The sequence below is a fragment of the Janthinobacterium sp. GW460-12-1-14-LB5 genome (genome assembly GCF_059423585.1).
This window is the reverse complement of sequence record NZ_JBWKYD010000007.1, coordinates 188,197-213,088: the sequence shown is the minus strand read 5'-3', so window position 1 is coordinate 213,088 and position 24,892 is coordinate 188,197. Positions and strand designations below refer to the sequence as shown.

General features: G+C 64.0%; 22 protein-coding genes. 7 read left to right on the top strand and 15 right to left on the bottom strand.

What is annotated here, in order from left to right; genetic code table 11:
- Positions 1-42 precede the first annotated feature (42 nt).
- The 9 genes from AC07X6_RS09550 to AC07X6_RS09510 all read right to left on the bottom strand — a co-directional run bounded on the left by AC07X6_RS09550 (position 43) and on the right by AC07X6_RS09510 (position 8,024).
- Positions 43-1,536, bottom strand: coding sequence for a hypothetical protein (locus AC07X6_RS09550; RefSeq protein ID WP_494790797.1), 1,494 nt, complete (start codon positions 1,534-1,536; stop codon positions 43-45).
- 98 nt (positions 1,537-1,634) lie between these two features.
- The gene (locus tag AC07X6_RS09545; protein WP_474290716.1) at positions 1,635-2,981 is read right to left on the bottom strand and encodes a DUF3422 family protein; all 1,347 of its coding nucleotides are present in this window, start codon (positions 2,979-2,981) and stop codon (positions 1,635-1,637) included.
- Positions 2,982-3,103: 122 nt separating this feature from the next.
- On the bottom strand, positions 3,104-4,312 hold the full coding sequence (locus tag AC07X6_RS09540) for a multidrug effflux MFS transporter (RefSeq protein WP_494790796.1): 1,209 nt from the start codon (positions 4,310-4,312) through the stop codon (positions 3,104-3,106).
- On the bottom strand, positions 4,309-4,971 hold the full coding sequence (locus AC07X6_RS09535) for a CerR family C-terminal domain-containing protein (RefSeq protein ID WP_494790795.1): 663 nt from the start codon (positions 4,969-4,971) through the stop codon (positions 4,309-4,311). The genes AC07X6_RS09540 and AC07X6_RS09535 overlap by 4 nt, the downstream gene beginning before the upstream one ends.
- Positions 4,972-5,093: 122 nt before the next feature.
- Positions 5,094-5,564, bottom strand: coding sequence for a copper chaperone PCu(A)C (locus tag AC07X6_RS09530; RefSeq protein WP_494790794.1), 471 nt, complete (start codon positions 5,562-5,564; stop codon positions 5,094-5,096).
- Between the two features lie 20 nt (positions 5,565-5,584).
- Entirely contained in the window at positions 5,585-6,181 is a 597-nt protein-coding gene (locus AC07X6_RS09525) for an SCO family protein (protein WP_230540783.1), read from the bottom strand.
- A gap of 62 nt (positions 6,182-6,243) precedes the next feature.
- Positions 6,244-6,630: a DUF2946 domain-containing protein gene (locus AC07X6_RS09520; protein WP_494790793.1), complete on the bottom strand. Its 387-nt coding sequence runs from the start codon at positions 6,628-6,630 to the stop codon at positions 6,244-6,246.
- A 36-nt stretch (positions 6,631-6,666) separates the two neighbouring features.
- Positions 6,667-7,260, bottom strand: a complete 594-nt coding sequence (locus AC07X6_RS09515) for a helix-turn-helix domain-containing protein (protein WP_494790792.1) — start codon at positions 7,258-7,260, stop codon at positions 6,667-6,669.
- Positions 7,261-7,322: 62 nt separating this feature from the next.
- Positions 7,323-8,024: a Crp/Fnr family transcriptional regulator gene (locus AC07X6_RS09510; protein WP_494790791.1), complete on the bottom strand. Its 702-nt coding sequence runs from the start codon at positions 8,022-8,024 to the stop codon at positions 7,323-7,325.
- Positions 8,025-8,139: 115 nt separating this feature from the next.
- Here AC07X6_RS09510 and AC07X6_RS09505 point away from each other — a divergent pair, with 115 nt between their 5' ends.
- A complete protein-coding gene (locus tag AC07X6_RS09505) occupies positions 8,140-9,774 on the top strand; it encodes an acyl-CoA synthetase (RefSeq protein WP_494790790.1) in 1,635 nt (544 codons plus the stop codon).
- A gap of 13 nt (positions 9,775-9,787) precedes the next feature.
- Here AC07X6_RS09505 and AC07X6_RS09500 read toward each other — a convergent pair whose 3' ends face one another.
- The 4 genes from AC07X6_RS09500 to AC07X6_RS09485 form a co-directional block, all read right to left on the bottom strand.
- Complete coding sequence (locus AC07X6_RS09500) at positions 9,788-11,194, bottom strand: MFS transporter (protein ID WP_494790789.1); 1,407 nt, start codon at positions 11,192-11,194, stop codon at positions 9,788-9,790.
- Between the two features lie 76 nt (positions 11,195-11,270).
- Positions 11,271-11,987, bottom strand: a complete 717-nt coding sequence (locus tag AC07X6_RS09495) for a ribonuclease T2 family protein (protein WP_494790788.1) — start codon at positions 11,985-11,987, stop codon at positions 11,271-11,273.
- Between the two features lie 69 nt (positions 11,988-12,056).
- On the bottom strand, positions 12,057-13,157 hold the full coding sequence (locus tag AC07X6_RS09490; protein ID WP_290603315.1) for a branched-chain amino acid aminotransferase: 1,101 nt from the start codon (positions 13,155-13,157) through the stop codon (positions 12,057-12,059).
- Positions 13,158-13,320: 163 nt separating this feature from the next.
- Positions 13,321-15,669 (bottom strand): TonB-dependent receptor, encoded by a 2,349-nt coding sequence (locus AC07X6_RS09485; RefSeq protein WP_230540789.1) that lies wholly within the window; start codon positions 15,667-15,669, stop codon positions 13,321-13,323.
- Between the two features lie 533 nt (positions 15,670-16,202).
- Between AC07X6_RS09485 and AC07X6_RS09480 the strand changes: the two genes are divergently transcribed.
- The 4 genes from AC07X6_RS09480 (at position 16,203) to AC07X6_RS09465 (ending at position 20,059) form a co-directional block, all read left to right on the top strand.
- Positions 16,203-18,740: a PepSY domain-containing protein gene (locus AC07X6_RS09480; RefSeq protein ID WP_494790787.1), complete on the top strand. Its 2,538-nt coding sequence runs from the start codon at positions 16,203-16,205 to the stop codon at positions 18,738-18,740.
- A 128-nt stretch (positions 18,741-18,868) separates the two neighbouring features.
- Complete coding sequence (locus tag AC07X6_RS09475; RefSeq protein ID WP_099402374.1) at positions 18,869-19,054, top strand: hypothetical protein; 186 nt, start codon at positions 18,869-18,871, stop codon at positions 19,052-19,054.
- A 150-nt stretch (positions 19,055-19,204) separates the two neighbouring features.
- Positions 19,205-19,360 (top strand): hypothetical protein, encoded by a 156-nt coding sequence (locus tag AC07X6_RS09470; protein WP_494790786.1) that lies wholly within the window; start codon positions 19,205-19,207, stop codon positions 19,358-19,360.
- A gap of 300 nt (positions 19,361-19,660) precedes the next feature.
- Positions 19,661-20,059 (top strand): bacteriohemerythrin, encoded by a 399-nt coding sequence (locus tag AC07X6_RS09465; protein WP_494790785.1) that lies wholly within the window; start codon positions 19,661-19,663, stop codon positions 20,057-20,059.
- 3 nt (positions 20,060-20,062) lie between these two features.
- Here AC07X6_RS09465 and AC07X6_RS09460 read toward each other — a convergent pair whose 3' ends face one another.
- Positions 20,063-20,905: a hypothetical protein gene (locus AC07X6_RS09460; protein WP_494790784.1), complete on the bottom strand. Its 843-nt coding sequence runs from the start codon at positions 20,903-20,905 to the stop codon at positions 20,063-20,065.
- 326 nt (positions 20,906-21,231) lie between these two features.
- Here AC07X6_RS09460 and AC07X6_RS09455 point away from each other — a divergent pair, with 326 nt between their 5' ends.
- Entirely contained in the window at positions 21,232-23,466 is a 2,235-nt protein-coding gene (locus AC07X6_RS09455; RefSeq protein WP_494790783.1) for a TonB-dependent siderophore receptor, read from the top strand.
- On the opposite strand, the gene AC07X6_RS09450 is transcribed toward AC07X6_RS09455, so the two are convergent.
- Positions 23,463-24,212, bottom strand: a complete 750-nt coding sequence (locus AC07X6_RS09450) for a nucleotidyltransferase domain-containing protein (protein WP_494790782.1) — start codon at positions 24,210-24,212, stop codon at positions 23,463-23,465. The two genes, AC07X6_RS09455 and AC07X6_RS09450, sit on opposite strands and share 4 nt — an antisense overlap.
- Before the next feature lie 95 nt (positions 24,213-24,307).
- On the opposite strand from AC07X6_RS09450, the gene AC07X6_RS09445 reads away from it, so the two are divergent.
- A complete protein-coding gene (locus tag AC07X6_RS09445) occupies positions 24,308-24,874 on the top strand; it encodes a methylated-DNA--[protein]-cysteine S-methyltransferase (RefSeq protein WP_494790781.1) in 567 nt (188 codons plus the stop codon).
- Positions 24,875-24,892: the final 18 nt, after the last annotated feature.

Sequence of the window (24,892 nt, the reverse complement as noted above, 5' to 3'; positions counted from 1 at the left end):
TAGAACTCCGCGTCTAGAACTTTTTTTCTAGCGCATGTCTGACTAAAAATCGCGCAGGCGGTCGAACAAGGCGTACAGCGCCGCCACATCCGGCAGCGGCACTTGCGCCAGCACCTGCTCCAGCGCCACATAGATTTCATCGCGCTCCACCGTTTCGATGATGCTGGAACGCCGCTCGATCTGGTTGAATACGCCGACGTAGGCGGTGACCATCTCTTGCGCCATGGCTTGCGCCGTCCCGGCATCGATCACCCCATCGAGCGTGCGCGCCGTGGCCAGCAGCTTCTTGTACGCCTGCGCGGCCTTTTTGGCATACGCCGCCGAAATATGTGCGCGGCCATCCCAGTCGCGGAACGCGTTATGCAGGTTTTCCGCCAGCCATTCCGGCTTGCGCGGCCGCGTCACGGACAAGTCCAGACCCAGCGCCGCCGCCTTTTTATAGCTGGCCTTGATGGCCTTGGCGGCGTCGGCCGGCAGGCTGGCCAGGCACAGGCTGGACAAGGCCGGCAACTGCGCCGGCGCGGGGAAGTCGTCGGCACCGTAGCCGAACAGTTCATACGCGGTGAAATCCTGCAAGCGGGTCAATTTGGCGATGCTGGCCAGGTTCGACGCCACGCCCGGCTTGCCCCGTACCGTCAGGTCCGTCAGCACGGGGAAGCGCTGCGCCACGGCGGCAAAATCCACAGCCGGCATGGCGCTCAGCGACAGGCGCGCCAGCTGGTCGAGGCCATGGAATGGCGCCAGGGCGCCGGACAACTGCAGGCGCAGGAAGCGCCCCGCATGCGGGTCGTCGATACGCAGCGCGGACGACGGCGCGCCATTCAGTATCAGGGTGCTCAAACCCTCGTTCAGGCGCAGCGAGCGCAAGCCTGCGCCATGCACGACGAGGCGGCTGACATTGCTGTTGCGCAAGTCGAGTTCGCCCTCCGTCGAGGATTGCCAGTGCACTTCGTTGATGATGGGGTTGCCGTTGATGTAGGCGGCCAGCGCCGCGCTGCCGTGGCGCGTCTCGATGGTCGTCAGGCAAGGCAGCTGGTCCAGTTCGGACAGGTCGCCGAGCGCCTGCAGGATGTCGTCGCCGATGCGGCTTGTCTTCTGGCGCACGGCCTGGCCGCCGACCATCACTTCCTCGCTCGATGCCGCCTTGAAGCGCTGGCGCCTGGCCGGGTCGACCTGCTCCCAGCGGCGCTGGCGGTACACACTGTCGCCCATGTGCCAGCCGCCGCTGTAGCTTTTCACTGCCGTCTCGACCAGCGGCGCGACATTGGCCACCAGGCTGTAGTGGCGCGGCACCTTCGCGCTGGCAAAGCTGTGGTCGTGACGCCTGTTCCAGAAATAGTAATCGCACACCAGCGGGCGCATCGCCTGCACGGCTGCGGCATCGGGCAAGGCGTCGCCCGTCCAGTCCAGCTGCAAAATGGCGGCCAGCGGGGGGCTGCCGGACGCCGCATCGTCGATGGCCGTGACCTGGCAAGCCACATACTGCTGCAGCCTGTGCGAAAACACACTATAGATATCTCCAACCTTGGCAAGCACGCTGATTTCCTTGTAGCAAACAATGAGGCCAGCACGATAGCAAAGATTGGCGGCGCGCGGCGTACGCGCCGCCGGAGCCGCAAAGGTGCTTACACGGCTCAGTCGGCGTGCAGCTTGTGGTGCATGCGGCGCAAGCCCAGCCAGACGCCGGCCGCCACGAACGGCACCAGCGCGCCGACGAGGATTTCCGGGTTCACGGGCAAGCCCATTACCTTGGCCGCCTTGCCCGTGTAGCTGAACAGGCCGATCACGTAATACGAAATGGCGGCCACGGACAAGCCTTCCACCGCTTGCTGCAAGCGCAGCTGCTGCGCCGCGCGGGCGTTCATCGATTGCAGGATTTGCCGGTTTTGCAACTCCTGCACGATGCCCACGCGCGTGCGCAGCAAATCGTTCGTGTTGGCAATGCGCTGCGCCATCGCTTCCTGGCGGCTGGCCATCGCTTCGCACGTGTTCATGGCGGGCGTCAAACGGCGGTCCATGAATTCCTCGACCGTGGGAATGCCCTCGATGCGCACTTCGCGCAACTCGTCGATGCGCGCCTTGACGAGGCCCATATAGGCTTTCGAGGCGGAAAAACGGTAGCTATTGTCGAGTGACAATTTTTCAATGCGGGCCGCCAGGCGCGTGATGCGGTCCAGCAAGGTTTGCTCGGCCACGCCCTCGTCGGCCTTGACCAGGCCCGGCGCGTCGTCCGTGTCGACCATGGCGGCGGCCAGGGTCGCCAGTTCGTTCTCGATGGCATTCAAGGATGGCGCCGCCTGCATGGCGTAAGGCAAGCCCAACAAGGCCATCATGCGGTAGGTTTCGATTTCCAGCACGCGCTGCACCAATCGGCCCGACTGCTGCGAGCGCATGCCTGCGTCGCGGATGACGAAACGGCTGAAACCGTCGGACTGGATCGTGAAATCCGTCCACAATTCGCCGCCCTGCAGCACCTTGCTGCCGGCCAGGGTATTGCCCTCGAACACGCGCGACAAGCCCTGCATGAAAATCTCGGCAGGTTCAGTCGCCTGTTCCAGCACCACGTGGGCCGCCACCATCAGCTTGCCCTTCAAGCCCACCAGCCATTGCTGCGGCAACTGTTCCAGGGGCATGCGTTCGAACGCCTGCTCCAGGGGCAAGGCCGCACCCGGATGCTCGGCGAAGGTAAACGTGGCAAATTCCGTATGGCATTCCCATTTCAGGCGGAAGCGGCCAAAGTCGTAATAGAAATACTTGGCTTCAGCGTTTGGCGGCGTGACGCCGAAATGCGTGCACAGGGCCGCCAGGGTGGCGTGCTGGGCCGCCATATTCGACGCACCGGGCGCCGCGCTGTCATCTTTATAGACGGCAAGATGGGTGATCAGCTCGGGGGCGTCGAGCTGCAAAAACGGCCGCGAGTGGATTTCCGCAGCCAGCGGCACGCGCAAGGCGTGGTTCAAACTGGAGTTAATCAAGTGCATGATAGCCAAAGGTAAAGTTGCAAAACTGCTTAGACCCGCGCGCGTGCTGCCGTGCCCGCAGCGGGGGTCTGATTGTCACAGTGTAACAAAGCAGAAAGCATGCCATCTTTTTTCAGGGCCAGTCATATTGTTTTGACAAGCCCGGTTACACCCTGCTCCGCCCCCTGGCGGCTGCCCAGCCACCAGAATGCGGCAGCCAGCGCCACGGCCGACGCTTGTCCCAGCGCCAGCTTGAACGCACTGTCGAACAGCAACGGTGCGACAAAACCGGACACCAGCGCAAACACCAGCATCTGCACGAAATTCTGCAGGGAGGCGGCCAGGCCACGCATCTGCGGGAAAATGTCGAGCGTGGACATGGTCATGCCCGGCAAGGCCAGCGACATGCCGAACGCGTACAGCATCACGGGCACGACGGCAAACGGGATGCTGGCCACGAACCAGTGGTTGTAAGCGATATTGAGCGCGCCCGTGGCCGCCATGGCCAGCAAGCCCCAGCGCACCAGCACGGTGCTTTTCACCACGTGGGCCAGCTTGCCCGACAGCGCCGAGCCCAGCACCAGACCGGCCACCATGGGGATGAACATCCAGCCAAAGGCCGTTTCCGGCAGATGCAGCAATTCCAGGATGAAATGCGGGGCCGAGGCGATGTACAGGGCAAAGCCGCCAAAGGCAAAGGCCACGGCCAGCGAACGCAGCAGGAACGCCCGGTGGCGCAAGGCCAGCCAGTAATTGCGCGCGATGTTGCCTGGGTGGAAGGGTTGGCGTTGCTCGACGGCTAAACTTTCCGGCAAGCCTTTCAGGCAAGCGAGCGCCAGCAGCACGGTGACGGAAAACGTGAACACGAACGTCGATTGCCAGCCGTAGGCCACGTGCAGCCAGCCGCCGATGATGGGGGCGATGGCGGGCGCGATGCCGAACACCATCATGATGTTGGCCAGCATCTTTTGCGCGGCCGCGCCAGCTAGACTGTCGCGCACGATGGCTTGCCCGATCACCCTGCCCGCTCCAGCCGAGGCGCCCTGCATGCCGCGGAAGAACAGCAGCCAGCCAAAGCTCGGGGCAAACGCGGCGCCGATGGAGCCGGCGGCAAAGATCAGCAAGGAGGCCAGGATCACGGGACGGCGGCCGAACGAGTCGGACAAGGTGCCGTAGAACAGGGTCATGAACGCATAGGCGGCCAGGTAGACGCTCAAGGTCTGCTGCACCAGCACGCTGCTGACGTCGAAATGCGTGCCGATCGCGGGAAACGACGGCAAAAAGGTATCCGTGGCGAACGGGCCCAGCATGGCCAGCCCGGCCAGCACCAGGGTCAGGTTGCGCGCCTTCATGCGCCCGCCTGCACGGCATATTGAAGGCGCAAGCCATCGAGGGCTGCCAGCGAGAACGCGGCGACATGCTGCGCAATGCTGGCGGTGCCCGCCTCGTCATAGGTGATTTCCGGCGCCACCAATTCATGCACGATGCGCGACCGGGCGTAGAACACGGCCTGGCCGATCACGCTGAACACGCATTTCTGCACCACATCCGCCGGCATGGCCCGCCCCACCACGCCACGGATCAAGCTAGTGAACAGCGCATGGTGCGCGCGCACATCGCGGTCTGCCAGCATGTGGATGGCGGCCGTCGGTTCGATCAGTTCGCGCGCCACCAGGCGGCTGAACAGCGAAGACGGTCCCGGGCGCAGCATGTCGAATACCATCGCTTCTATCGCCAGGCGCAGCTGTTCCACGGGTGCCACGGCCACCACAGGGCCGGCATCCGGCGCGGCAGCGGCCGAGGCACGCGCCAGCGCGCGCGCATGGTCGAAGGCGGCCAGGTACAGCTCTTCCTTGCCATGAAAATAGTAATTGACCATCGCCACGTTGACGTGGGCCGCTTCGCAAATCCGGCGCACGGACGCGAGCCGGTAGCCTTCGTCGGCAAACAGCTGGACCGCCGCCTGCAGGATGCGTGCGCGCGCCGGTTCGTTTTCTTTATCTTCCGTCATGCCATTCCCATCATTTAAACAACTGTTTAATATCGTACGGAATTATATCAAACAGCCGTTTAACTTTCAGGCGGACGCAAAAAAGCCCGGCGTACCGGGCTTTGCAAGGGCATTGCCGTAGCTTAGTGCTTCATCGCCGGCATCGGGGCCGAGGCGGCGCCCAGCGGACGGGCCACGGCATTGACTTCGATGGTTTCGCGGCGCTTGTCCTCGCCTTCGACGACCAGGGTCAGCGGGATCTTGTCGCCCGCCTTCACCTGCCCTTTGAGTTCCAGCAGCATCACGTGGTAGCCGCCCGGCTTCAGTTCGACGGCTTTGCCGGCCGGCAAGGCGATTTCCTTGACCTGGCGCATGCGCATCATATTGTCCGCCATGCTCATTTCATGGATTTCCGCCACCCCCGCCACGGGCGAGCGCACTTCCAGCAGGCGCATGGCTTTCGGCGCCGTGATCTGCATGAAGGCGCCCGTGGCTTTCTGCTGCGGCACGGTGGCGCGCACCCACGGGTCGGTGATCTGCACGGAAGTCTGGGCAGCGGCGGAGAAGGACAGCACGGTCAGGGCCGCGGCCAGCAGGGTTTTCAAATGGGTCATGATTATTCCTTTCGTGATAGTTACAAGGTGTATTTCGATTTCATCAAGGTCTTGATGTCCTGCACGCACTCGTCGCCCGTCAACTGGTGCTTCAAGCCCAGGCGCATGCGCCCCTCGTTATCGAGCACATAGCTGATGGCCGTGTGATCCATCGTGTACGAGCTGCCGCTCGGCACGCGGCGGTAGAAGACCTTGTAATTGAAGGCCGTCTGCGCCGTCGCCTGCGGGTCCGTGCGCAAGCCGAGGAAGCTGGGGTCGAAGGCGCGCATGTACTCGCCCAGCAACTCGGGCGTATCGCGCTCGGGGTCGATGCTGATGAAGAGCACTTGCAGCTTGTCGGCATCGGCGCCCAGCTTCTGGCGGATTTCCAGCGCGCGCGACAGGGCTGTCGGGCACACGTCCGGACATTGCGTGAAGCCAAAGAAGACCATCACATACTTGCCCTTGAAGTCGGCCAGGGTGTAGACCTTGCCGTCGGGGCCGCTCAACTTGAAGTCGGGCTTGTAATCGCCTCCCGTCAGGTCGAGGCCGTTGTAATGGGGTTTCGGTGCTTGTTCGCAAGCGGCAAGCGTGAGCAATCCCGCCGTACCGGCGAGAAGGAATAAACGACGTTTCATGGCATTCTGGCCCGATGGGCGTAGTGGAGACGGTTAAGACGTGGAAAGCGTGACTGGTGTATTCAGGCAGCCAGAGGCGGGCCGCGCGGGCTGGCAGCCAGCCATGCGAACGGCGCTTTGGGCGCCTGGTAAAACAATGGCGGATAGTGGTCGTGGCCCGTGACGACGGCCAGCGGCGAGGATGAGGACGGCGGCAAGCCCACGCTGCCCGCATGGCTCATGCAGAACGGGCAATGTTCGATGTGGTGCAGCACGGAATCGGTGGTGGATCTGGCGGCTGGCGCCAGATCCGCCTGCGTGTACACGGCGCCGCTGGCCGAGCAGATCTCGACGGCGGCATTGTTCGCGTTCGCGTGCCACGAGGCAAACGCATACGACAGGGACGGCGACAGCGCATTGAGCAGTATCGCCAGGCAGGCGAACCACATATGCCACTGTTTGCGTTTCAATAAAGATCCCATGGCCCCGATTATAACGGAGTCTGGCTATCCGGGCGCCTGGCCCCGCAGGAACAGGCTGGGGCGCACGCCCGCCACGTCCACGCAGGCGTCGCAAAATGCGGGGATCGAGGCAAAGCCGGAGCCGGCCGCCACTTGCGCCAGGTCGCGTTCGCCGCGCCCGTCGTCGGCATCCGCTTGTGCCGCCGTGTGCAGCGCGTGCGCCAGGCGCTGTTCGCGCACCAAACTGAGCAGTGCCTCGCCTTCTGCAAACAGGCGCGCCCGTGCCTTGTGCGGTGTCACTTGCCACAGGGCCGCCAGACGCGCCGCCGTCCATTTGCCTTGCGGCGTATCAAAGATATGCTGCGCCAACGCCTGGCTCCAGCGCTTGCCGCCGCCGTGGCCGCCTTCGGGCTCATCGCCTTCCAGCGCCAGGGTGAAGACGGCCGGCTTGCCCCGTCCCGGCATCACGTCGCAGGCGAAGCGCAAGAAAGCGGGCACGACGAAGCTGTCGCCGCTGGCCAGTTTCTTGGTGGCGATTTCATTGTGCAAGGTGACAAAACCCTGGCGCACGGTAACGCGCAGCCGGAGCGGAAAGCGCAAGCCCAGCAAGTGCAGAGGATGATCGGAAACGAGTGCCATGCGTCAATTCAATGTCATAAGCCAGCCGCCAGCATGCCACACATCGCGCGCCCAGTCTGTCATCACAGCGACGCCACGCCATAGCGGCGCAAGCCGTCGAGGTCTACCACGCGGATCGATTGATACGCGATGCTGATCAGGTTCAGCTCGGCCAGATGGCCCAGCGCCTGGTTCACGCGCTGGCGCGAAATACCCGTCAACAAGCCGATTTCTTCCTGCGACAGCTCAAGCACGCTGGACGTGCGCGGGTATAACATGGGGTGGAACAGTTGCGCGATCGCTTGCGCCACTTGCGCGTCGACGGCCAGCAGGCGCTGGTTCTGGATGGTGGCGATGAATTGGCCCATGCGCTCGTTCAGCTGGCGGATGACGAAGGCATTGAAGGAAAGGCTCTCGGCCAGCAACAGATGAAACAGATCCACGGGCACGAGGATGATGTCGGCGGCGCGCACGGCCACCACGTCGTAGCGGCGCAGTTCGCGCTTGAGCACGCTGCCCTCGCCGCACCAGCCGCCGGCCGGCACGCCGGAAAACGTGGCGCCGCGCCCATCGGCGTTGTACACGGCCAGCTTGATCAAGCCCGTGTGCACGCCAATCCAGTGCGCCGACGGTTCGCCGCGCCGCGTGACGAAGGCGCCCGCTTCATAGTGCCGCAGCACGCTGCCGGCACGCAACAGGGTCTGATGCCGCGCATCGAGGGCCGCGAACCAGTCGTGGCTGTCGAGCTCGGGCATTGCAAGGTCTACACTATCGTTGCTATCCATTCCATCCTTCAGACCTGTCACTAAGATGACAGTGATTTTCCAGCACCGGTGCTATGCTCACCGGTATCAATCCCGAAACAGGGAGCTACAGAATTTTATTTAACAGGAGACAAGCATGACTGCTGATTTCAACACCGGCCTCGGCAAAAACAGCGCCAACTACGCCGCCCTCACCCCGCTCGACTATATCGCCAGGGCAGCCGCAGTATATGGCAATCGCCTGGCAATTGCACATGGCGCCATCCGCCAGACGTGGCGCGAAACGTATGCGCGCACGCGCCGCCTCGCCTCCGGCCTCATCAAACTGGGCGTGGGCACGGGCGATACGGTCGCCGTGATGCTGCCGAACACCCCCGCCATGGTGGAAGCGAGCTTTGGCGTCCCCATGGCCGGCGCCGTGCTCAACGCCCTGAATATCCGCCTCGACCTGGCCTCGCTGACCTTCATGCTGCGCCATGGCCAGGCGAAAGTCTTGCTGGCCGACACGGAATTTGCCGAACTGGCGCGCCAGATGGCGGCGCAGATTCCCGGCTTGCGCGTGATCCAGGTCAATGACTTGCTGGGACCGGAAGTGGACGCGTTTTCCGACCTCGACTATGAAGCCTTGCTGGCCAGCGGCGACCCCGAGTACGACTGGCAGCCGCCCGCCGATGAGTGGGACGCCATCGCCCTCAACTACACGTCCGGCACCACGGGCGACCCGAAAGGCGTGGTCTACCACCACCGAGGCGCGGCATTGAATGCCCTGTCGAACATCTTAGAGTGGGACATGCCCAAGCACGCCGTCTACCTGTGGACCTTGCCGATGTTCCACTGCAATGGCTGGTGCTTCCCGTGGACGGTGGCCGCGCGCGCCGGCGTCAATGTGTGCCTGCGCAAGTTCGAACCGAAACTCGTGTTCGACCTGATGCGCGAATTGCGCATCACCCACTATTGCGCAGCGCCCATCGTCCATGCAGCGCTGGCCAACGCGCCCGCCAACTGGCGCGACGGAATCAACTGGACCGTGCGCGGCATGGTGGCCGGCGCGCCGCCGCCGGCTGCCATGGTGGCGAAGATCGAAGCCATGGGCTTTGACTTGATCCACTCGTATGGCTTGACGGAAGTGTATGGCCCGGCCGCCATCTGCGCCGAGCAGGACGAGTGGGCGGCCCTGAGCCAGGAAGAACGGGCCGTTTTAAAGTCGCGCCAGGGCGTGCGCTACCACTTGCAAAGCGCCGTGGCCGTGCTCGACCCGGAAACCATGCAGCCCGTGGCGGCCGACGGCGAACAGATCGGCGAGATCATGTTCCGAGGCAACATCTGCATGAAGGGTTACTTAAAAAATGAAAAGGCGACGCAGGAAGCGTTCGCGGGCGGCTGGTTCCACACGGGCGACCTCGGTGTCATGTATCCGGACGGCTACATCAAGCTGAAGGACCGCAGCAAGGACATCATCATTTCCGGCGGAGAGAACATTTCCAGCGTGGAAGTGGAAGATGCCTTGTACCACCACCCGCAAGTGCTGGCGGCCGCCGTCATCGCCCAGCCGGACGAAAAATGGGGCGAAACGCCGTGCGCCTTCGTCGAACTGCGCGAAGGGGCGACGGTGACGGAAGCGGAATTGATCGCCTTCTGCAAGAACAACCTGGCGGGCTTCAAGGTGCCGAAAGCCATCTATTTCGGCCCCCTGCCCCGGACGTCGACGGGCAAGATCCAGAAGTTCGAATTGCGCAAGCGCATGCACTCGGACAAGGCCATTGACGTCTGATTCTTGTGATAAATCAATCGCGCTTGCCGGCCAGCCACGCCGGCTGCGCCACCGCCAGGCGCGCAAAGCTGGCGATGCTGGCCACGGCGGCGAAACCTGCCGCCAGGCACAGCGCATACGTCGTGCCCCGGCTGGCCGAGACCGTGAAGCAGTAGGCGACCAGCGCCGCGCCCGTCGCCTGGCCGATCAGGCGCGAGGTGGCCACCACGCCGCTGGCCCCGCCGGCCCGCTCGGGCGGCGCACTGCCCATGATGGCCTTCAGATTGGGCGCCTGGAAAAAGCCGAAACCGATGCCGCACAAGGCCATGCGCCAGCCGATGTCGAAGGCGCTCGGGTGCGCCGGGATCCACACCAGCGTCAGCAAGCCGCCCGCCAGCGCCGCCAGGCCGATGCCGCCCAGCACGCCCGGCGAGTATCGGTCGCTCAAACGCCCCGCCACGGGTGCCATCACGGCCACCAGCACGGCCCACGGCGTCATCAGAAAACCCGTCTCGACGGGAGAGCGGCCCAGGGTGACTTCAAAATAGAATGGCAGAGAAACAAACGCCAGCCCCTGCGCGGCAAACGTGCAGATGGCCGTCAGCGACGACAGCAGGAACAGGGGGCGGCGGAACAGGTCGATGGGCAGCATCGGTGCCGCATGGCCCGCCTGTCGGCGCAGCAGCAACATAAAAAAGACCACCACGGCCACCAGCTCCGGCAGCAAGGTCGACAGGTCCGCGTGATGGGCCGCGTCGCCGAACAGCAAGATGAGCAAGCCGAAGGCACCCACGTTGTACAGCGCCGTGCGCGCATCGAGCGTATGGCCGGACAGTCTTGTCGCCGGCAGCATGCGGCTGGCCAGGAAGAAGCCGGCCACGCCCAGCGGCACATTGATGGCGAACAGCCACGGCCATGACGCCGTCGCCAGGATCAGCGAGGCGGCCGTGGGCCCGATGGCGAACGCGACGGCCACCACCAGCGCATTGTTGCCGAACGCGCGGCCCAGCAAATGTTTAGGGTACAGGGCGCGCAGCAGCGCCGTATTGACGCTCATCATGGCGCTGGCGCCCACGCCCTGAAACAGGCGCGCCACCACCAGCGACGGCAAGGACCAGGCCAGCGCACAGGCGAGCGACGCCAACGTAAATAAAAACATGCCGGAGATAAACACGCGCCGGTAGCCGGCGATTTCGCCCAGCGCAGAAAACGGCAGCAGGGTCGCCACCATGGCCAGTTGATAGACGTTCACGATCCAGACGGAGGCGGCCGGCGTCGTGTGCAGCTCGCTGGCGATGGCCGGCAAGGCCGTGTTGGCGATCGCCGTATCGAGCGAGGCCATGCCCACGCCGATGGCCAGCGCCAGCATGGCCCATACACGGGCGCCGGGCGGCAAGCCGTCCTCGCCCACCATGACGGGTTGCGTGTGCCGCTGCTGCATAAATACACTACCTGTTCAATTGCTGATCCGGGCAATACACTAGCATGTATGACGGAAAGCTGCAGGACAGGCAAGCTTACTTCTGGCAGTCGATCACTTTAAAATCTTTCGAATAACAGATGCGCAACTCGCCCGAGTGCTTTTCATAGCCGAGCCAGCGGCCCTTCAGCTGCGGGTTGTGTTGTTTCATCCACTGGAACAGCTCGTTCTTTGGCATGGTGGAGTCCGGCAACTTCAAGGACTGGAACAGCTCGCGTTCCTTCTCGAAATACTGCTTGGCCGTATCGAAATCGCAGGCGCCATGCTTTTCCCATTCGCCCTGCAGCAAGGCTTCGCCGGGCTGCATGCACATGTACGGCAAAATCTCCGATGGCGCCAGCTTCGGCAAGTTGCCCTTGCAATAGCGCGGGTGCAGTTCCGTCTTGCGCGGCGGCGTCGCGGAAATGTCATCGCAGCTGGCTGGATTGGCCGACTGCGCCCACAAGCCATGCACGATCCAGCCGAAGTGGTTGCTCTCGGCGCACTGGAAGGCGGCCTTCTTCGACACGGCGCCACGGCGGCGCTGGCTGTCGCAAAAGCCTGGCGACCACGACAGCGCCAGCATGAAGTAATCGGTGGGCACGTTGGTGCTTTGCTTGTAGCACGTGTTTTTCTCGTCCGACGGCTTGACGTCATAATCGTAGTAGCTGACGTTGCGGGGAATGGCGCAGGCAGCGTCGGCCGCGTGGACGGCGCCGGCCGACAGGCTGAGGAAAACGGCGGCCAGCGCCGGCAAGACAGTTCTCAATTGCATCGGGTTTCCCTTTCAGAATATAAAACGCCGGCAACTGAGTGCCGGCGCGGTATCAATCAGTCAAGCTGATCAGCAAACCTTGTGCATCCAGCCGTGGGTGTCTGCGGCCGTGCCATGCTGCAAGCCCAGCAGCGCTTCGCGCAGGGCCAGGGTGACGGCGCCGTTTTCATTGTTGTTGATGGTCATTTCAAAGCCATTGGCCTTGGCCACGCCCACCGGGGTGATGACGGCGGCCGTGCCGCAGGCGAACACTTCGGTCATGCGGCCCGAGGCGATGTCGTCGCGCCATTGCTGGACGGACAATTTACGCTCTTCCGTCGCATAGCCAAGGTCTTTCGCCATTTCCAGCAGGCTGCGGCGGGTGATGCCTGGCAGCAAGGTGCCCGTCAATTCCGGCGTCACGACGGTGACCTTTTCGCCATCCTTGTAGACGAAGAACAAATTCATGCCGCCCATCTCTTCGATGTATTCGCGGTGCACGGCGTCCAGCCACACGACCTGGTCGCAACCCTTCTCTTGCGCTTGCGACTGGGCCATCAAGCTGGCCGCGTAGTTGCCCGCGCACTTGGCTTCACCCGTGCCGCCCGGTGCGGCGCGCACGAAGTCTTCGCTGATCCACACGGTGACGGGTTTCACGCCTTTCGGGAAATAGGCGCCGGCCGGCGAGGCGAACAGCACGAACAGGTATTCTTCCGATGGACGCACGCCCAGGTAGGGATCGGTGGCGATCATCAGCGGACGCATGTACAGGCTCTCGCCCGTGTTCTTCGGCACCCAGTTGCGGTCTTGCGCGATCAGCGCATCGCCCGCTTCCAGGAACAGCTCGACGGGAATGGCCGGCATGGCCAGGCGCGCGGCGCTGCGGTTGAAGCGCTCGGCATTTTGTTCCGGACGGAAGGTCTTGATGCTGCCATCGGGCTGGGCAAACGCTTTATAGCCTTCGAAGATGGCCTGGCCGTAATGCAGCGACGAGGCGGACGGGTCCAGCATCAGGGGGCCATAAGCCTTCAGCTCGCCCTGCTGCCATTTGCCGTCACGGTAAGGAATCACCACCATGTGGTCGGTGAAGATGCGGCCGAAGGCCGGGTTGACCATGCGCGCGGCGCGCTCGGCATCGGACAGGGGGTGGGCGGACGGGGTGACGACGAGATTCGGTGTGGAAGTGGTCATGGCGGCAATGGGAACTAGTGAACAGTATCCCTATTGTAGCGCCTAATCAGGCAAACGAGGATGGCCGGGACTGCGCCCCGCCCCGTGTCAATCCGGCTGCAAAAAAAGCGCCGTCCACCTTGCGGTGGAAACGGCGCTTTTGCCTTACAGCAAAATCACTGCATCAGAACTTCATGTTGGCCGTCAGGGTTGCCGAGCGGCCCGGTGCCACGCCAGCGTAATGCGGCGAGGAAACCTTGTCGAAGTACAGCTTGTTCGTCAGGTTCTGGATATTCAGCTGCAGGGTCACGTTGCGGCTGACGACATAGCTGGCCATGGCGTCGAAGCGCGTATAGGCCGGCGCGTATTTGTTGTTGGCCACGTTGGCGTAGACCTTGTCGACGTAGTTCACGCCGCCGCCCACGGTGATGGCAGGCGTGAGCAGGTAGGACGTCCACAGCGAGGCGCTGTTTTTCGGCGTCGTGGGGAACTGGTTGCCGTTGTAGGGCGACGGCACATACACAGGCGCAGCCGTCGTGCCCGTGTTGAGATAGCCATTGTTTTCCACGATGGCGTTCAGGTGCGTGTAGCCGCCGAAGACCGACCATGCCTTCGTGATATTGCCGCTCACGCCCAGTTCGATGCCCTTGACTTGCTTGTCGCCCACGTTTTGCGTGCTGCCGTCCGGCGCCGTCACGCGCGCATTGCTCATGTCGCTCTGGAAGTAGGCGCCGCTCACGGACAAACGGCCGCCCGGCAGCACTTCCCATTTCGTGCCCAGCTCGAAGCTCTTGCTCTCTTGCGGTTTCAGGTTCTGGATCGCCACCGTCAAGCCGTCGATGCCGTCGCCGCCGTCATTGCCCGGTGGCGTGGACGACGTGCCGTACGACACATACACGCTGCTGTTGCTCGATGGCTTGTAGACCAGGCCCGCCTGGTAGCTGGCGAAGGTGGCATGCACATTGGCGCCGACGGCGGCAGTGGTCTTGCCGTCGAGCGTGTATTGCGGCGTGTTCAGCGAACTCTTGTAGTCATCCCAGCGGATGCCCACGTTGAGCAGCCATTGCGGCGTGAACTCGATGGTGTCGAAACCGTACACGGAACGCGTGTTGGTGACGATGTTCGTGCGTGCCGGGGACACGGAGCGCGTGTAGACCCACGGGTCGTTGGCGTTCGGATTGAGCAACGGTGCGCAGTTGTACAGGGTGGCGGCGCCAGAGGTCGGGCAGCTGGAGCCGACTTTTTCCAGCGGATTGTTCGTCCCCGGGCTGAACAGGTAGGAGCTGCGGTCCGTTTCTTCGCGGCTGATTTCCAGGCCCAGCGTGTACGTGTGCTTGACGCCGCCAGCCAGCCATTCGCCGCCCAGGCTGGTCGCATTGGCCAGCGCATCCGTATCGGTCGTGCGTGTGTTGGCGCGGCGCCAGACAGTGCCGTACAGCATGGTGTTGCCCTTGGAATCGTCGGGCTGGGTCCACACGTAGTCGTTGCTGGTCTTGCCGTAACGGGTCACGTTGCGCAAGATCAATTTGTTGCCGAAGTCGTGGCGCACGTCGATGGTGCCGATATCGCTCTGCGTGTCGCGGAAGTCGCGGTTCACGAGGCCATAGAAAGTGTCGCGCGGCACGTTGACGGGCGTGCCGTTGCCGTTTTTCGACACATTCGCGCCCGACGAGAACGGGTTGTTGAACGGCAAGCCGGTGTCCGGCAATTCGCTCGACTGCATGTGGTAGTAGCTGAGCGTCGCCTGCGTGGCCGATTTCAGGCCAAACGTGACGGAGGGCGCGATGCCCCAGCGGTCGCCATTGATGTAGTCGCGGCCGGCAACGTGGGCGTCATGCGCCATCACGTTGAGGCGCACGGCCACGTCGTCGCTGACGACGCGGTTCGCATCCAGGGTGGCGCGGCGGTACTTGGCGCTGCCCAGGCCCACGGTGGCATTGGTGAAATTGTCGACTTTCGGCGTCTTGCTGATCAGGTTGACGCCGCCGCCCGCGGACGAGCGTCCGCCGTAGGCCGAGTTCGGGCCCTTGACGACTTCGATTTGTTCCAGCGCAAAGATTTCACGCGATTGCGAACCCGTGTCGCGGATGCCGTCGATATACGTATCCGTTTGCGCGTTGTAGCCGCGGATAAACAGATTGTCGCCCACGGGGTTGCCGCCTTCGCCGGCGCCGATGGTGATGCCCGGCACGGTGCGCAGCGCGTCCGTCAGCGAGACGGCGCCCGTTTGCGAAATGATTTCGGCGGGAATCACCGTCACGGATTTCGGCGTGTCCAGCAGCGGCGCCGTCAGCTTGTCGTTCGCCGATTTGACGGGGGCCTGGATCAGGCGCTCAGCCGTGCCGATGACTTTCACTTCCTGCAACTGCTGCGGCTTGTCCACCGTTTGCGCGTGCAGCGCCAGCGGCATGGCCAGGGTGGCGAAGGCGGCCAGGGCCGTGCCATGCATGCGCGGCGCGGCGGCGATCTGGTGCTTGCGGCTGCGGATGGCAGCGGCTGGCTTGGCGGCGCCTGCGGTGTGTTTCAATGTCATCGTGTTCTTTCAATCTATCAAGTGGGCTGAATATAGCTGGCGAATGCGCCGTAGCGCCTGGCTGGCCATGCTTGCTTGGGTACTACAAAACTGCCACAGCACCGTCATGCGCGGCGCCCGGGACAAGCCGGGTGGAGCGCGATATTGTCATTGCTGTAGGAAGTGTCCTGCGCCGGTGAGACAGCCAGCCATGCTGGCTGGCGTACTGGTCGCTGAAATCGTCAATGGCTTGCACGGAAAAACGAAGCAAGGAGCTGCCGGACTTGCCTGCCAGGCGGGTCCGCCTGTATCCGCAGCGCATGTTCAACGATTCAGGATCAGCTCATAGTTACGAATGAGAATGATTTTTATTTTTACATAATTTCACTGTGATGTAAATTATCAATGTCAGCATTTTTCAATTCCGTGGCTATTCTCCCTGCCTCGGGATCTGGCCCTTATTTGCGAATGATTCTCGTTTGCGTTAATATGTCAGCCTTCCTTCTTCCCTGCCATGCCTGACGCCCCGCATGGCAGCGCTATCGAAAGCCGCCATGACCACGTCCTCCCTCCCCCAGTTGCGCGCCAGCACCGATGCCGACGCCGCGTCCGCAAGCCGCCAGCGGCGCGCCCCTGCCGCCTCTCCGCAAGCGCGGCGCTGGCGCTGGAGCTGGAAGCAGGTCTGGTTTCAATTGCACTGGTTTATCGGCATCACGGCCGGCACGGTGCTGGTGATCATCGGCCTGAGCGGCGCCACCCTGGCCTTCAAGGATGAACTACTGGATGTCATGAACCCCGGCGTACGCCATGTGCCCGTTGAAACGCGCGCGCCGCTGACGCCGGCACAGCTGAGCAACATTGCCGCAGCAGAACACGGCCAGCGCGTCGCCTCGATCACCGTGTATGCGCAGGCGGGCGCGGCGCCACGGCTGTTCTTCGCGCCAAAGAACGGTCAGCGGCGCGGCGAGTCCGTTTATCTGCACCCGTACACGGGCGCGACCCAGCCCGCGCTGGCGGGCGCCGCATTTTTCGAATGGACGGAATCGCTGCACCGCTGGCTGCTGCTGCCGCGCGACCCGGGCCGGCAAGTGGCGGGCGCGCTGGCCCTGTGCCTGCTGGGCCTGGCACTGTCCGGCCTGTACCTGCGCTGGCCCCGCCGTCCGCTGGACTGGCGCACCTGGCTGACCTTCGATCCGGCATTAAAAGGCCGCTCCTTCCTGTGGAATCTGCACGCCGTGGCCGGCACCTGGTGCCTGGTGGTCTACGTGGCGCTGACCCTGACGGGCATTTACTGGAGCTATGACGTGGTGCGCGACAATATCGACGCCTGGGCCGGCAAGCCGCCCCGCACGGCGCAAGCACCGGGCAAAAAAGGCGCGCCGAAGGAGCCATCGCCCGCCGCCGACATCGGCCTGGCCTGGAGCACTTTCCAGCAGCACGCCGCCGGCTGGACCCTGGCCACGGTGCGCCTGCCCACGCGCCCCGGTGAAACCGTGCAATTCACGTGGCTGGCCAGCGATGCGCCGCACGAACGGGCGCGCAGCCGCATGAGCATTGCGCCGGCCGACGGCATGGTCACGGAAAACGAGCCGTACAGCCAGCAGGCGCTGGGGCCGCGCCTCGTCAACATCATTTATCCGCTGCACATGGGCACGTATTTTGGTTTGCCGGGCCGCATCATCGTGACGCTCGCCAGCCTGGGCCTGCCCCTGTTCGCCGTCACGGGCTGGATGCTGTACCTGGGCCGCCGCAAGGCAAAACGGGCTGTGCAGGCGCAGCGGGCCCTGCTGGGTGCTGGCGCACCGGGCAAGACGGACACGGGCTTGCCCACCCTGGTGGCCTACGCCAGCCAGTCGGGTCAGGCCGAGCGCCTGGCCCTGGAAAGCGCGCGCGCCTTGCAGCAGGCTGGCGTGGCCGTCGACGTGCAGTCGCTGGAGCAGTTTGATCCCGCGCAATTGCGCCAGTACGAACGGGCCCTGATCGTCGCCAGCACCTTTGGCGAAGGCGAGGCGCCGGACGGCACGCGCCGCTTCGCGCGCCTGTTGCAGCAAATGGCGGGCACGCCGCTGGCCGGCCTGGACTTCGGCATGCTGGCCCTGGGCGACCGCCATTACAGCGCCTTCTGCGGCTTCGGCCATGCGCTGGCGCAACAATTACAAGCGCTGGGCGCCACTTCCCTCTTCCCGCTGATCGAGGTCGACAAGCATGACCCCGCCGCCCTGTCCGCCTGGTCGCAGGCGCTGGCCCGCTGCAGCGGCAGCGCCATTGACGCCATCGGGGTGCAGGAAGAAGCGTCGTACGCCGAGTGGCGCCTGGCGCGCCGCGTGCTGCTGAACCCGGGCAGCCTGGGTGGCGAACTGCATGAAATCACCTTGACGGGCCCGGCCGGCGCCAGCTGGGAAGCGGGTGCGCTGGCGGAAATCATCGGGTGCAACGCGGACGGCAGCGATGGCGATGCAGACATTGCCCATCACGCGCCGCGCAGCTATTCGCTCGCTTCGCTGCCCTCCGATGGCGAACTGCAATTGCTGGTGCGCCAGGAGCGCCATGCGGGCGGCGAAAACCAAGGCTACGGCATCTGTTCCGGCTGGCTCACACGCTTCGCGCCCGTGGGCGCCGCCATCCGCCTGCGCCTGCAAGCCAATCCCGCCTTTGCGCCCGCCCTGGTCGACATGCCCTGCATTTATATCGGCAACGGTTCCGGCCTGGCCGGCCTGCGGGCACACCTGCGCGCGCGCCAGCGGGCGGGGCTGGCCCGCAACTGGCTGCTGTTCGGCGAGCGCCAGCAAGCTTTTGACAGCGTCTGCGGCGCAGAGTTGCAAGGCTGGCTCGACGCTGGCCACCTGGCGCGCCTGGACCGCGTCTTTTCGCGCGATAGCAACGATGGCGGCAAACGCGAATACGTGCAGGACCGCCTGCGCGCCAACTCCCACGAACTGCGCGACTGGCTGGCGCAAGGCGCCATCGTCTACGTGTGCGGCAGCCTGCAAGGCATGGCGGCGGGAATCGATGCTGTACTGCAAGAAGTGCTGGGCCAGGACGGTCTCGACGCCCTGCTGGCGGCCGGATGCTACCGCCGCGACGTGTATTGATCTGCATCAGGCTAGCCCCCGGCAGCGCCCGGCTATGTGGGCCGGCGCACGGTCGGCGCCAGCCATCGGACTAGAGTGGGGACATGGCGGCAAACCCGCGCCGCCCCCCCTTCTCTGCGAGACTAGCCATGAAAAACCCCTGGATGAGCATGTACCTGAGCGCCGCCAACCGCATCGCCAACACGGCGCGCGGCCACGCCACGGCCGCCGTCAAGCGCGAAGCGGCGAAAAATACGCGGCAGTTGACGCAAGTGTGGTTCGATTCCTTTCTTCCGCCAACAGGCAAGCCCCGGCGCAGCCGCAAGGCAAAATAAACGCCGTCACGATCGGCAACTGGTGCAGTGCATCACAGCAACTAGTTGAAGTTTCAATCAGATGAACTAAACTGCAAGCATGGTAGTACATAGAACGTGACCGGCAGGCGCCGCATCCCCGCGCCGCCGCCAGGACACCGGGAGACGACCATGTTGACGCTCAAAGTGCTGCTCTGTCTCGCCTTGTCGGCCTTGCTGCTCGTGCCCCTCGTGCTGAGGGATGCGATGCAGACGTCGGCCGGGCAGCAGTTGCAGGTGCCGAATGTGGATGCGCAAGGCATGTGGGCCCACTGGCCTCGGCAATAAGACGCGCGGCTGAGAAAACGTCGCTGGCTGCGTTGCTTTGACTTGCCGTACTAGCGTACTGTCTGCGTCAAAGACGCCTTGCCAGCGGCGTTTTTCAGCGGCGCTCGGTAACACGGCGCATCGTTTAAAACCGCTTTGTTGCGGGTGGGGAATTGTTCCCTTCATCCATTTGTTTTTGTCTTGTTTTCCTCTTTGCCTCTTCACCATACTTTTGATCCAGATCATGGATTTCGCCCTTCGCTGCGCCCACACTGGAACAGTCCGCTTCGCACCGCGACGGACTTAACCTGGAGCATCGGCATGGGTAAATCGCATTGGAAGGATGAGATGGCGCTGGGCGTTCCCGCCATCGACGAGGCGCATGAGGCGCTGTTTCAGGAGCTGGCGCGGCTGCAGCAATTGAGCGACCAGCATTTCAGTGTGGCATTTCGCGAGCTGGTTGCGGCCGTCGAACGCGATTTCCGCGAGGAAGAGGATTTGATGGAGCAAATCGCCTTTCCCTCGCTGGCCAACCACCGCGAACAGCATGCGCGCGTGCTCAGCGGCTTGCACCATGCCTGGGCCGCCGTCGATGAGGGCGACCTGGAACAGGGGCGCCATGCGCTGTCGCTGTTGCCGCAATGGCTGATCTTTCACCAGGCCACGATGGACCTGGCCCTGGCGGCGGCGCTGGAACTGGTGCAGCGCCAGCCCAACTAGCCTCTACAGCAACAGCACCGTCGCCTGCTCGGGCAAGACCACGCGGTAATGTCCCGGATACTTGTCTTCGCCGTCGAAAATCTTGCAAAACACGGGCTGTCGGATGTCGTTGACGGCCGGCTCGCTCATGGGCAAGGTAGCGATCAGTTGATCGCCATCCATTAACTGCAAGGCGCTGCCCCGCTCGGCCGCGCAAAAGGCCAGCGCTTGCACATCGTCGGCGAACGGCCGCTTGTACCATGGCGTGATGGCCCGCACGGCGCGCCGCGCGTCGTGCAGGACTTGCCCCACGCGCGTGACGTTCCAGGCATCGCGCGCCACGGACGGCTGCAACACGATATTCGCCGTCAGCTCGCCCCTGCCCTTGTTCACCAGGAAGGAGCCGTCCTGCGCGGCGATGTCCTCGTTGAGCGGCACGACAAACACGCCGCCGTCGGACACCTTGATCGGCATGGGCGCGCCATTGCCTTGCAAGGCCACGCGCACGTCGTCGATGGTGGCGCTGAGCTTGGCCGGAATCAAGCGCAGGGCCATGACCACGCTGCCGCTCGACACTTGCCACACTTTCCTGGCCGTCAGATAACTTTCACGGTAAGCCGTGAAGCGCACGCGCGGCGCCTTGGCGTCGCCGCTGGCCGTGATCGTCACCGTTTGCGAGGGCAAGGCGTCCTCCGCGCTCGCCGCTGGCGCCGCGGCGGTGGCTGGCGCAAGCGGTGACGATACGGCGGCGGGCGGCACGCTGGCACTCTGCAGCGGCGCGGGAACAGCCGGCGGCGGCGCGTGTTCCTGGGCCTGGCCCAGCGACACGACACACAACCATCCGGCACAAGCGATCCATGTACGCATGCATTTCTTTCAATGAGGAAAATATTTTGTCAGCGCCTGCATTATCGCAGAAGGCCGGACGATGCGCCGCCCTTGGGCGGCCTGTACTCGGCTGCCTGCACTCCTTTGGTGCGCACGCTTGATTATTTGGCAAATACCACTTATATTGATAATGATTCTTATTCACATAATGTGAACGGAATCATGCACGCCCTTTCCACTGCCATGCGCGGGTGGAACTGCTATCCGAGCCAGATCCCGGGCCAGCGTCACGCCATCCCCCAGCTACTGCGCCACTCGCCAGACGAGATAGGAACACACACGACTAAAAATACTCCAGGAAAATAATGCAATCGACCACCGTCCTCTCTTCTTCGCGCCTGCCCGCCCTGCGCCCCCTGCCCCATTTATTACACATCAGTCTGCTCAGTCTTGCCGCCGGCGTGGCCCTGCCGGCACTGGCCGCCGACGCCGCCCCGGCCGACGTGACCATGCCGGCCGTCACCGTGCTGGGCCAGTCAATGGCCACCACGGAAGGCACGCAGTCGTACACGGCAGGCGAAACGCGCAGCGCCACGCGCATGGACCTGTCCCTGCGGGAAACGCCGCAATCGGTCAGCGTCATCACGCGCCAGTTGCTCGACGACCTGGGCGCCGTGCGCCTGGACCAGGCGCTGGCGCAGACGACGGGCATCCAGGTGGGCCAGAACGACACGGAGCGCACGACTTTTTATGCGCGCGGCTTCGGCATCAACAATCTCCAGATCGACGGCATGGCGCGCGGCGGCAATGCGCCGCTGCAAGACACGATTTTGTACGACCGCATCGAGGTCGTGCGCGGCGCCACCGGCCTGATGGGCGGCACGGGCGACCCGTCGGCCACCATCAATATGATACGCAAGCGCCCGGCGAAGGAATTCCAGGCCAGCGCCGGCCTCATCATGGGCCGCTGGGATGACCAGAGGATCGAGGCCGACCTGTCCACGCCCCTGAACGCGGAGGGCAGCGTGCGTGCGCGCACGGCCCTGGCCTGGCAAAAACGCGATTCCTACCTGGACATGTATCACGAACGCAAGACGGTCGGCATGCTCATCGTCGAGGCGGACTTGCGTCCCGGCACCCTGCTGACGGCGGGCGTCGACTTCCAGGACAACAAGCCCACGGGCGCCACCTGGGGCGCCGTGCCCTACTGGAATGCGGACGGCAGCCTGGCGAACTTGCCGCGCAACACCAGCTGGACGACGCCATGGAGCACCTGGGCCCAAAAGCAGCACACGGCATTCGCGTCGGTGGACCAGCGCCTGCCGGGCAACTGGAATCTTCACCTCGGTTATGCGCGCACGGAAAGCACGAACCGCACCACCGTCGCCTATGCGGGCGAAGGTCATCCCGATCCCGCCACCGGCACAGGCATGAAACTGTGGACGGGCGCACGGGGCGCGGGAGAAAGGAACAGCGACAATTTCGACGTCTACGCCAGCGGGCCATTTACCTTGCTGGGACGCAAGCACACGGCCATCATCGGCTGGAATGGCGACAACCGCCAGGAGCGTTCCCCCGGCGGCAAGGCGAAAATCGATTATGAACCTTTGGTCCCTGATTACCGCAGCTGGACGGGCAACATCCCCCGCCCCGTATTCCACCCGGATGGCTCGCATACGGAAAAAGTCACGCGCCTGGCGGGCGGCTATGTGGCCACGCGTTTGAGCCTGGCCGACCCGCTGCATGTGATCATCGGCGCGCGCAGCAGTACTTACCGCACGGACACGCGCAACTACAACACGCAAGGCGTGTACACGGGCAGCGGCGACTTTGTGGAAACGCGCAATGAAGTCACGCCATACGTGGGCGCCGTGTTCGATATCAACAAGCAATATTCGGCCTACGCCAGCTTCACGCAACTGTTCAACCCGCAATCGAGCAAGGACCGCAACGACAAGTTCCTGGCGCCGGAAACAGGCGACAATGCGGAACTGGGCATCAAGGGCGAATTTTATGAAGGCAAGCTGAACGCGTCGGCCGCCCTGTTCCACACGAAGAAAAAGAACCTGGCGGAACTCGACCGCACGGTGCCGCCCGGCTTTTTGCTGCCCGACGGCGGCCAGGCCATGGTGGCCAATGGCGCGGGCGTAACGGCCAAGGGCGTGGAATTCGACGTCTCCGGCCAGTTGTCTCCCGCCTGGGAAGCGAGCGGCGGCTATACCTATCTGCACGCGGCAGAGGCCGATGGCCGTCGCGCCGCCACCACACAGCCGCGCCATTTGCTGCGCCTGGCCACCAGCTACCGCTTCGACGGCAGTCTGGCTGGCCTGAAAATAGGCGCCAGCATGACGGCGCAAAGCGCCACCTACAGCGAATCGTGGTACGGCCGCCCGCCATCGAACGAGATGACGAATATCCCGCAGGCCGGCTATGCGCTGGTCAACGCCATGGCCAGCTATGCCATCAACCGCCACGCCAGCGTGCAGCTGAACGTGAATAACTTGCTCGATAAAAAGTACTACCGCAACGTGGGCTTCTTCGACGGCGTGTTCTGGGGTGAGCCGCGCAACGTCAGCCTGGCCGTGCGCACGGCGTTCTAAGCACGCCAGTGCCCGGGGGCGGGCAAGGTAAAGCCATCGAGCAAGGGGCCGCCCACGGGCGCCAGCACGGCGGCGGCGACTTGCTCGAACGCGCGCTGGCCAGCCGGCAAGTCGCTGGCGACCAGGCGCAGCGCGCCATCGAGCTGTGCGGCGATGGCCGCGTCGAACGCCTGCAGGCGGCGGAACTGGTGCTTGCCGCCGCCGCTCCACTGCCCTGCGGCGCGCAGGCTCAGGTCGGCCAGCGCTGCATACAGCTGGCAAGCGACGGCCAGCGCCTCGCCCGGGTGCGTGCTGTCGACCAGGTCTTCCAGCGCGGTGGTGATGGCGTAACGCCGGCGCTGCAGGTTTTCCACGTCGAGCACGGGCGGCCCGGCCGTGTCGATGGCGTGCGCCAGCGCGTGCAGTTGCGCGTAGTGTTCGCTTGCAGCGACGATGTTTTCCCCTTCGACGACCATCATCGCCAGCGGCACCGTGCCGCCAGGCGCATCCATTTCCTTGCAAAAATACGTGAACGTGGCCAGATCGTGCGCGAACAGTTCCACCGTGCGGCCTTCGGCAACGAGGGTGTCGCGCCAGGCGCAATCGACGTGCTCGAACAGCAGCAGCAAATCGATATCGGAACTGGCCGTTTGCCGGCCCGTGGCGAACGAGCCGCCGATGATGGCCGCCACGGCCGTGGGATAGCGTTCGCGTACCAGCCGCTGGGCAATGGCGCGGATGGTCTCGTAGGTGGGGATCGTCGTCAAAGCCGGTGCTCCATGTCGATAAAACACTATCCTACACGCAATACGCAAGCGGCCGCCAGCCTGCTACACTGGCACTCTCCGATCAAGGAACAGACATGGAATACGACTGCATCGTGGTGCCCTCGCCCGTGGGCGAACTGACCCTGGTGGCGCGCGGCGCGGCGCTGGCGGCCATCCTGTGGGAAAACGACAAACCGAACCGCGTGCGCCTGGGCGCGATGCGCGTCGACGATGGTTGCGCCGTGCTGCAGGAAACGGCGCGCCAGCTGGGCGAGTATTTCGCCGGCACGCGCCAGCGTTTTGACGTGCCGCTCGATTTCGATGGCACGCCTTTCCAGCAGGAAGTGTGGCGCGCGCTGCTGACGATACCGTACGGCCAGACGCGCAGCTATGGCGAGATCGCGCGCCAGATCGGCCGCCCCGCCGCCGTGCGCGCCGTGGGCGCCGCCAATGGCAGGAATCCCATTTCCATCATCGCCCCCTGCCACCGCGTCATCGGCGCCACCGGCGAGTTGACAGGCTTTGCGGGCGGCTTGCATGCCAAGGAAACCTTGCTGGCGCTGGAAGGCATTTCCCTGTCCAGCGACCGCGAAGCACTGAAAACGGGCCACGCCCGCCGCCGCGCCGTGCACATTGATATGGCGCAAGGCTGTTTATTTTAGTCAGCGGCAGCGCTGCCC

What these genes read in the sequence shown, in the direction of transcription:
- AC07X6_RS09455 (WP_494790783.1), top strand. Translation starts at nt 21,232, where the DNA reads ATGCAATCGACCACCGTCCTCTCTTCTTCGCGCCTGCCCGCCCTGCGC.
- AC07X6_RS09470 (WP_494790786.1), top strand. Translation starts at nt 19,205, where the DNA reads ATGTTGACGCTCAAAGTGCTGCTCTGTCTCGCCTTGTCGGCCTTGCTG.
- AC07X6_RS09530 (WP_494790794.1), bottom strand. Translation starts at nt 5,564, where the DNA reads ATGACCCATTTGAAAACCCTGCTGGCCGCGGCCCTGACCGTGCTGTCC.
- AC07X6_RS09460 (WP_494790784.1), bottom strand. Translation starts at nt 20,905, where the DNA reads ATGCGTACATGGATCGCTTGTGCCGGATGGTTGTGTGTCGTGTCGCTG.
- AC07X6_RS09540 (WP_494790796.1), bottom strand. Translation starts at nt 4,312, where the DNA reads ATGAAGGCGCGCAACCTGACCCTGGTGCTGGCCGGGCTGGCCATGCTG.
- AC07X6_RS09500 (WP_494790789.1), bottom strand. Translation starts at nt 11,194, where the DNA reads ATGCAGCAGCGGCACACGCAACCCGTCATGGTGGGCGAGGACGGCTTG.
- AC07X6_RS09465 (WP_494790785.1), top strand. Translation starts at nt 19,661, where the DNA reads ATGGGTAAATCGCATTGGAAGGATGAGATGGCGCTGGGCGTTCCCGCC.
- AC07X6_RS09510 (WP_494790791.1), bottom strand. Translation starts at nt 8,024, where the DNA reads ATGGATAGCAACGATAGTGTAGACCTTGCAATGCCCGAGCTCGACAGC.
- AC07X6_RS09480 (WP_494790787.1), top strand. Translation starts at nt 16,203, where the DNA reads ATGACCACGTCCTCCCTCCCCCAGTTGCGCGCCAGCACCGATGCCGAC.
- AC07X6_RS09475 (WP_099402374.1), top strand. Translation starts at nt 18,869, where the DNA reads ATGAAAAACCCCTGGATGAGCATGTACCTGAGCGCCGCCAACCGCATC.
- AC07X6_RS09525 (WP_230540783.1), bottom strand. Translation starts at nt 6,181, where the DNA reads ATGAAACGTCGTTTATTCCTTCTCGCCGGTACGGCGGGATTGCTCACG.
- AC07X6_RS09495 (WP_494790788.1), bottom strand. Translation starts at nt 11,987, where the DNA reads ATGCAATTGAGAACTGTCTTGCCGGCGCTGGCCGCCGTTTTCCTCAGC.
- AC07X6_RS09545 (WP_474290716.1), bottom strand. Translation starts at nt 2,981, where the DNA reads ATGCACTTGATTAACTCCAGTTTGAACCACGCCTTGCGCGTGCCGCTG.
- AC07X6_RS09445 (WP_494790781.1), top strand. Translation starts at nt 24,308, where the DNA reads ATGGAATACGACTGCATCGTGGTGCCCTCGCCCGTGGGCGAACTGACC.
- AC07X6_RS09515 (WP_494790792.1), bottom strand. Translation starts at nt 7,260, where the DNA reads ATGGCACTCGTTTCCGATCATCCTCTGCACTTGCTGGGCTTGCGCTTT.
- AC07X6_RS09485 (WP_230540789.1), bottom strand. Translation starts at nt 15,669, where the DNA reads ATGACATTGAAACACACCGCAGGCGCCGCCAAGCCAGCCGCTGCCATC.
- AC07X6_RS09535 (WP_494790795.1), bottom strand. Translation starts at nt 4,971, where the DNA reads ATGACGGAAGATAAAGAAAACGAACCGGCGCGCGCACGCATCCTGCAG.
- AC07X6_RS09490 (WP_290603315.1), bottom strand. Translation starts at nt 13,157, where the DNA reads ATGACCACTTCCACACCGAATCTCGTCGTCACCCCGTCCGCCCACCCC.
- AC07X6_RS09505 (WP_494790790.1), top strand. Translation starts at nt 8,140, where the DNA reads ATGACTGCTGATTTCAACACCGGCCTCGGCAAAAACAGCGCCAACTAC.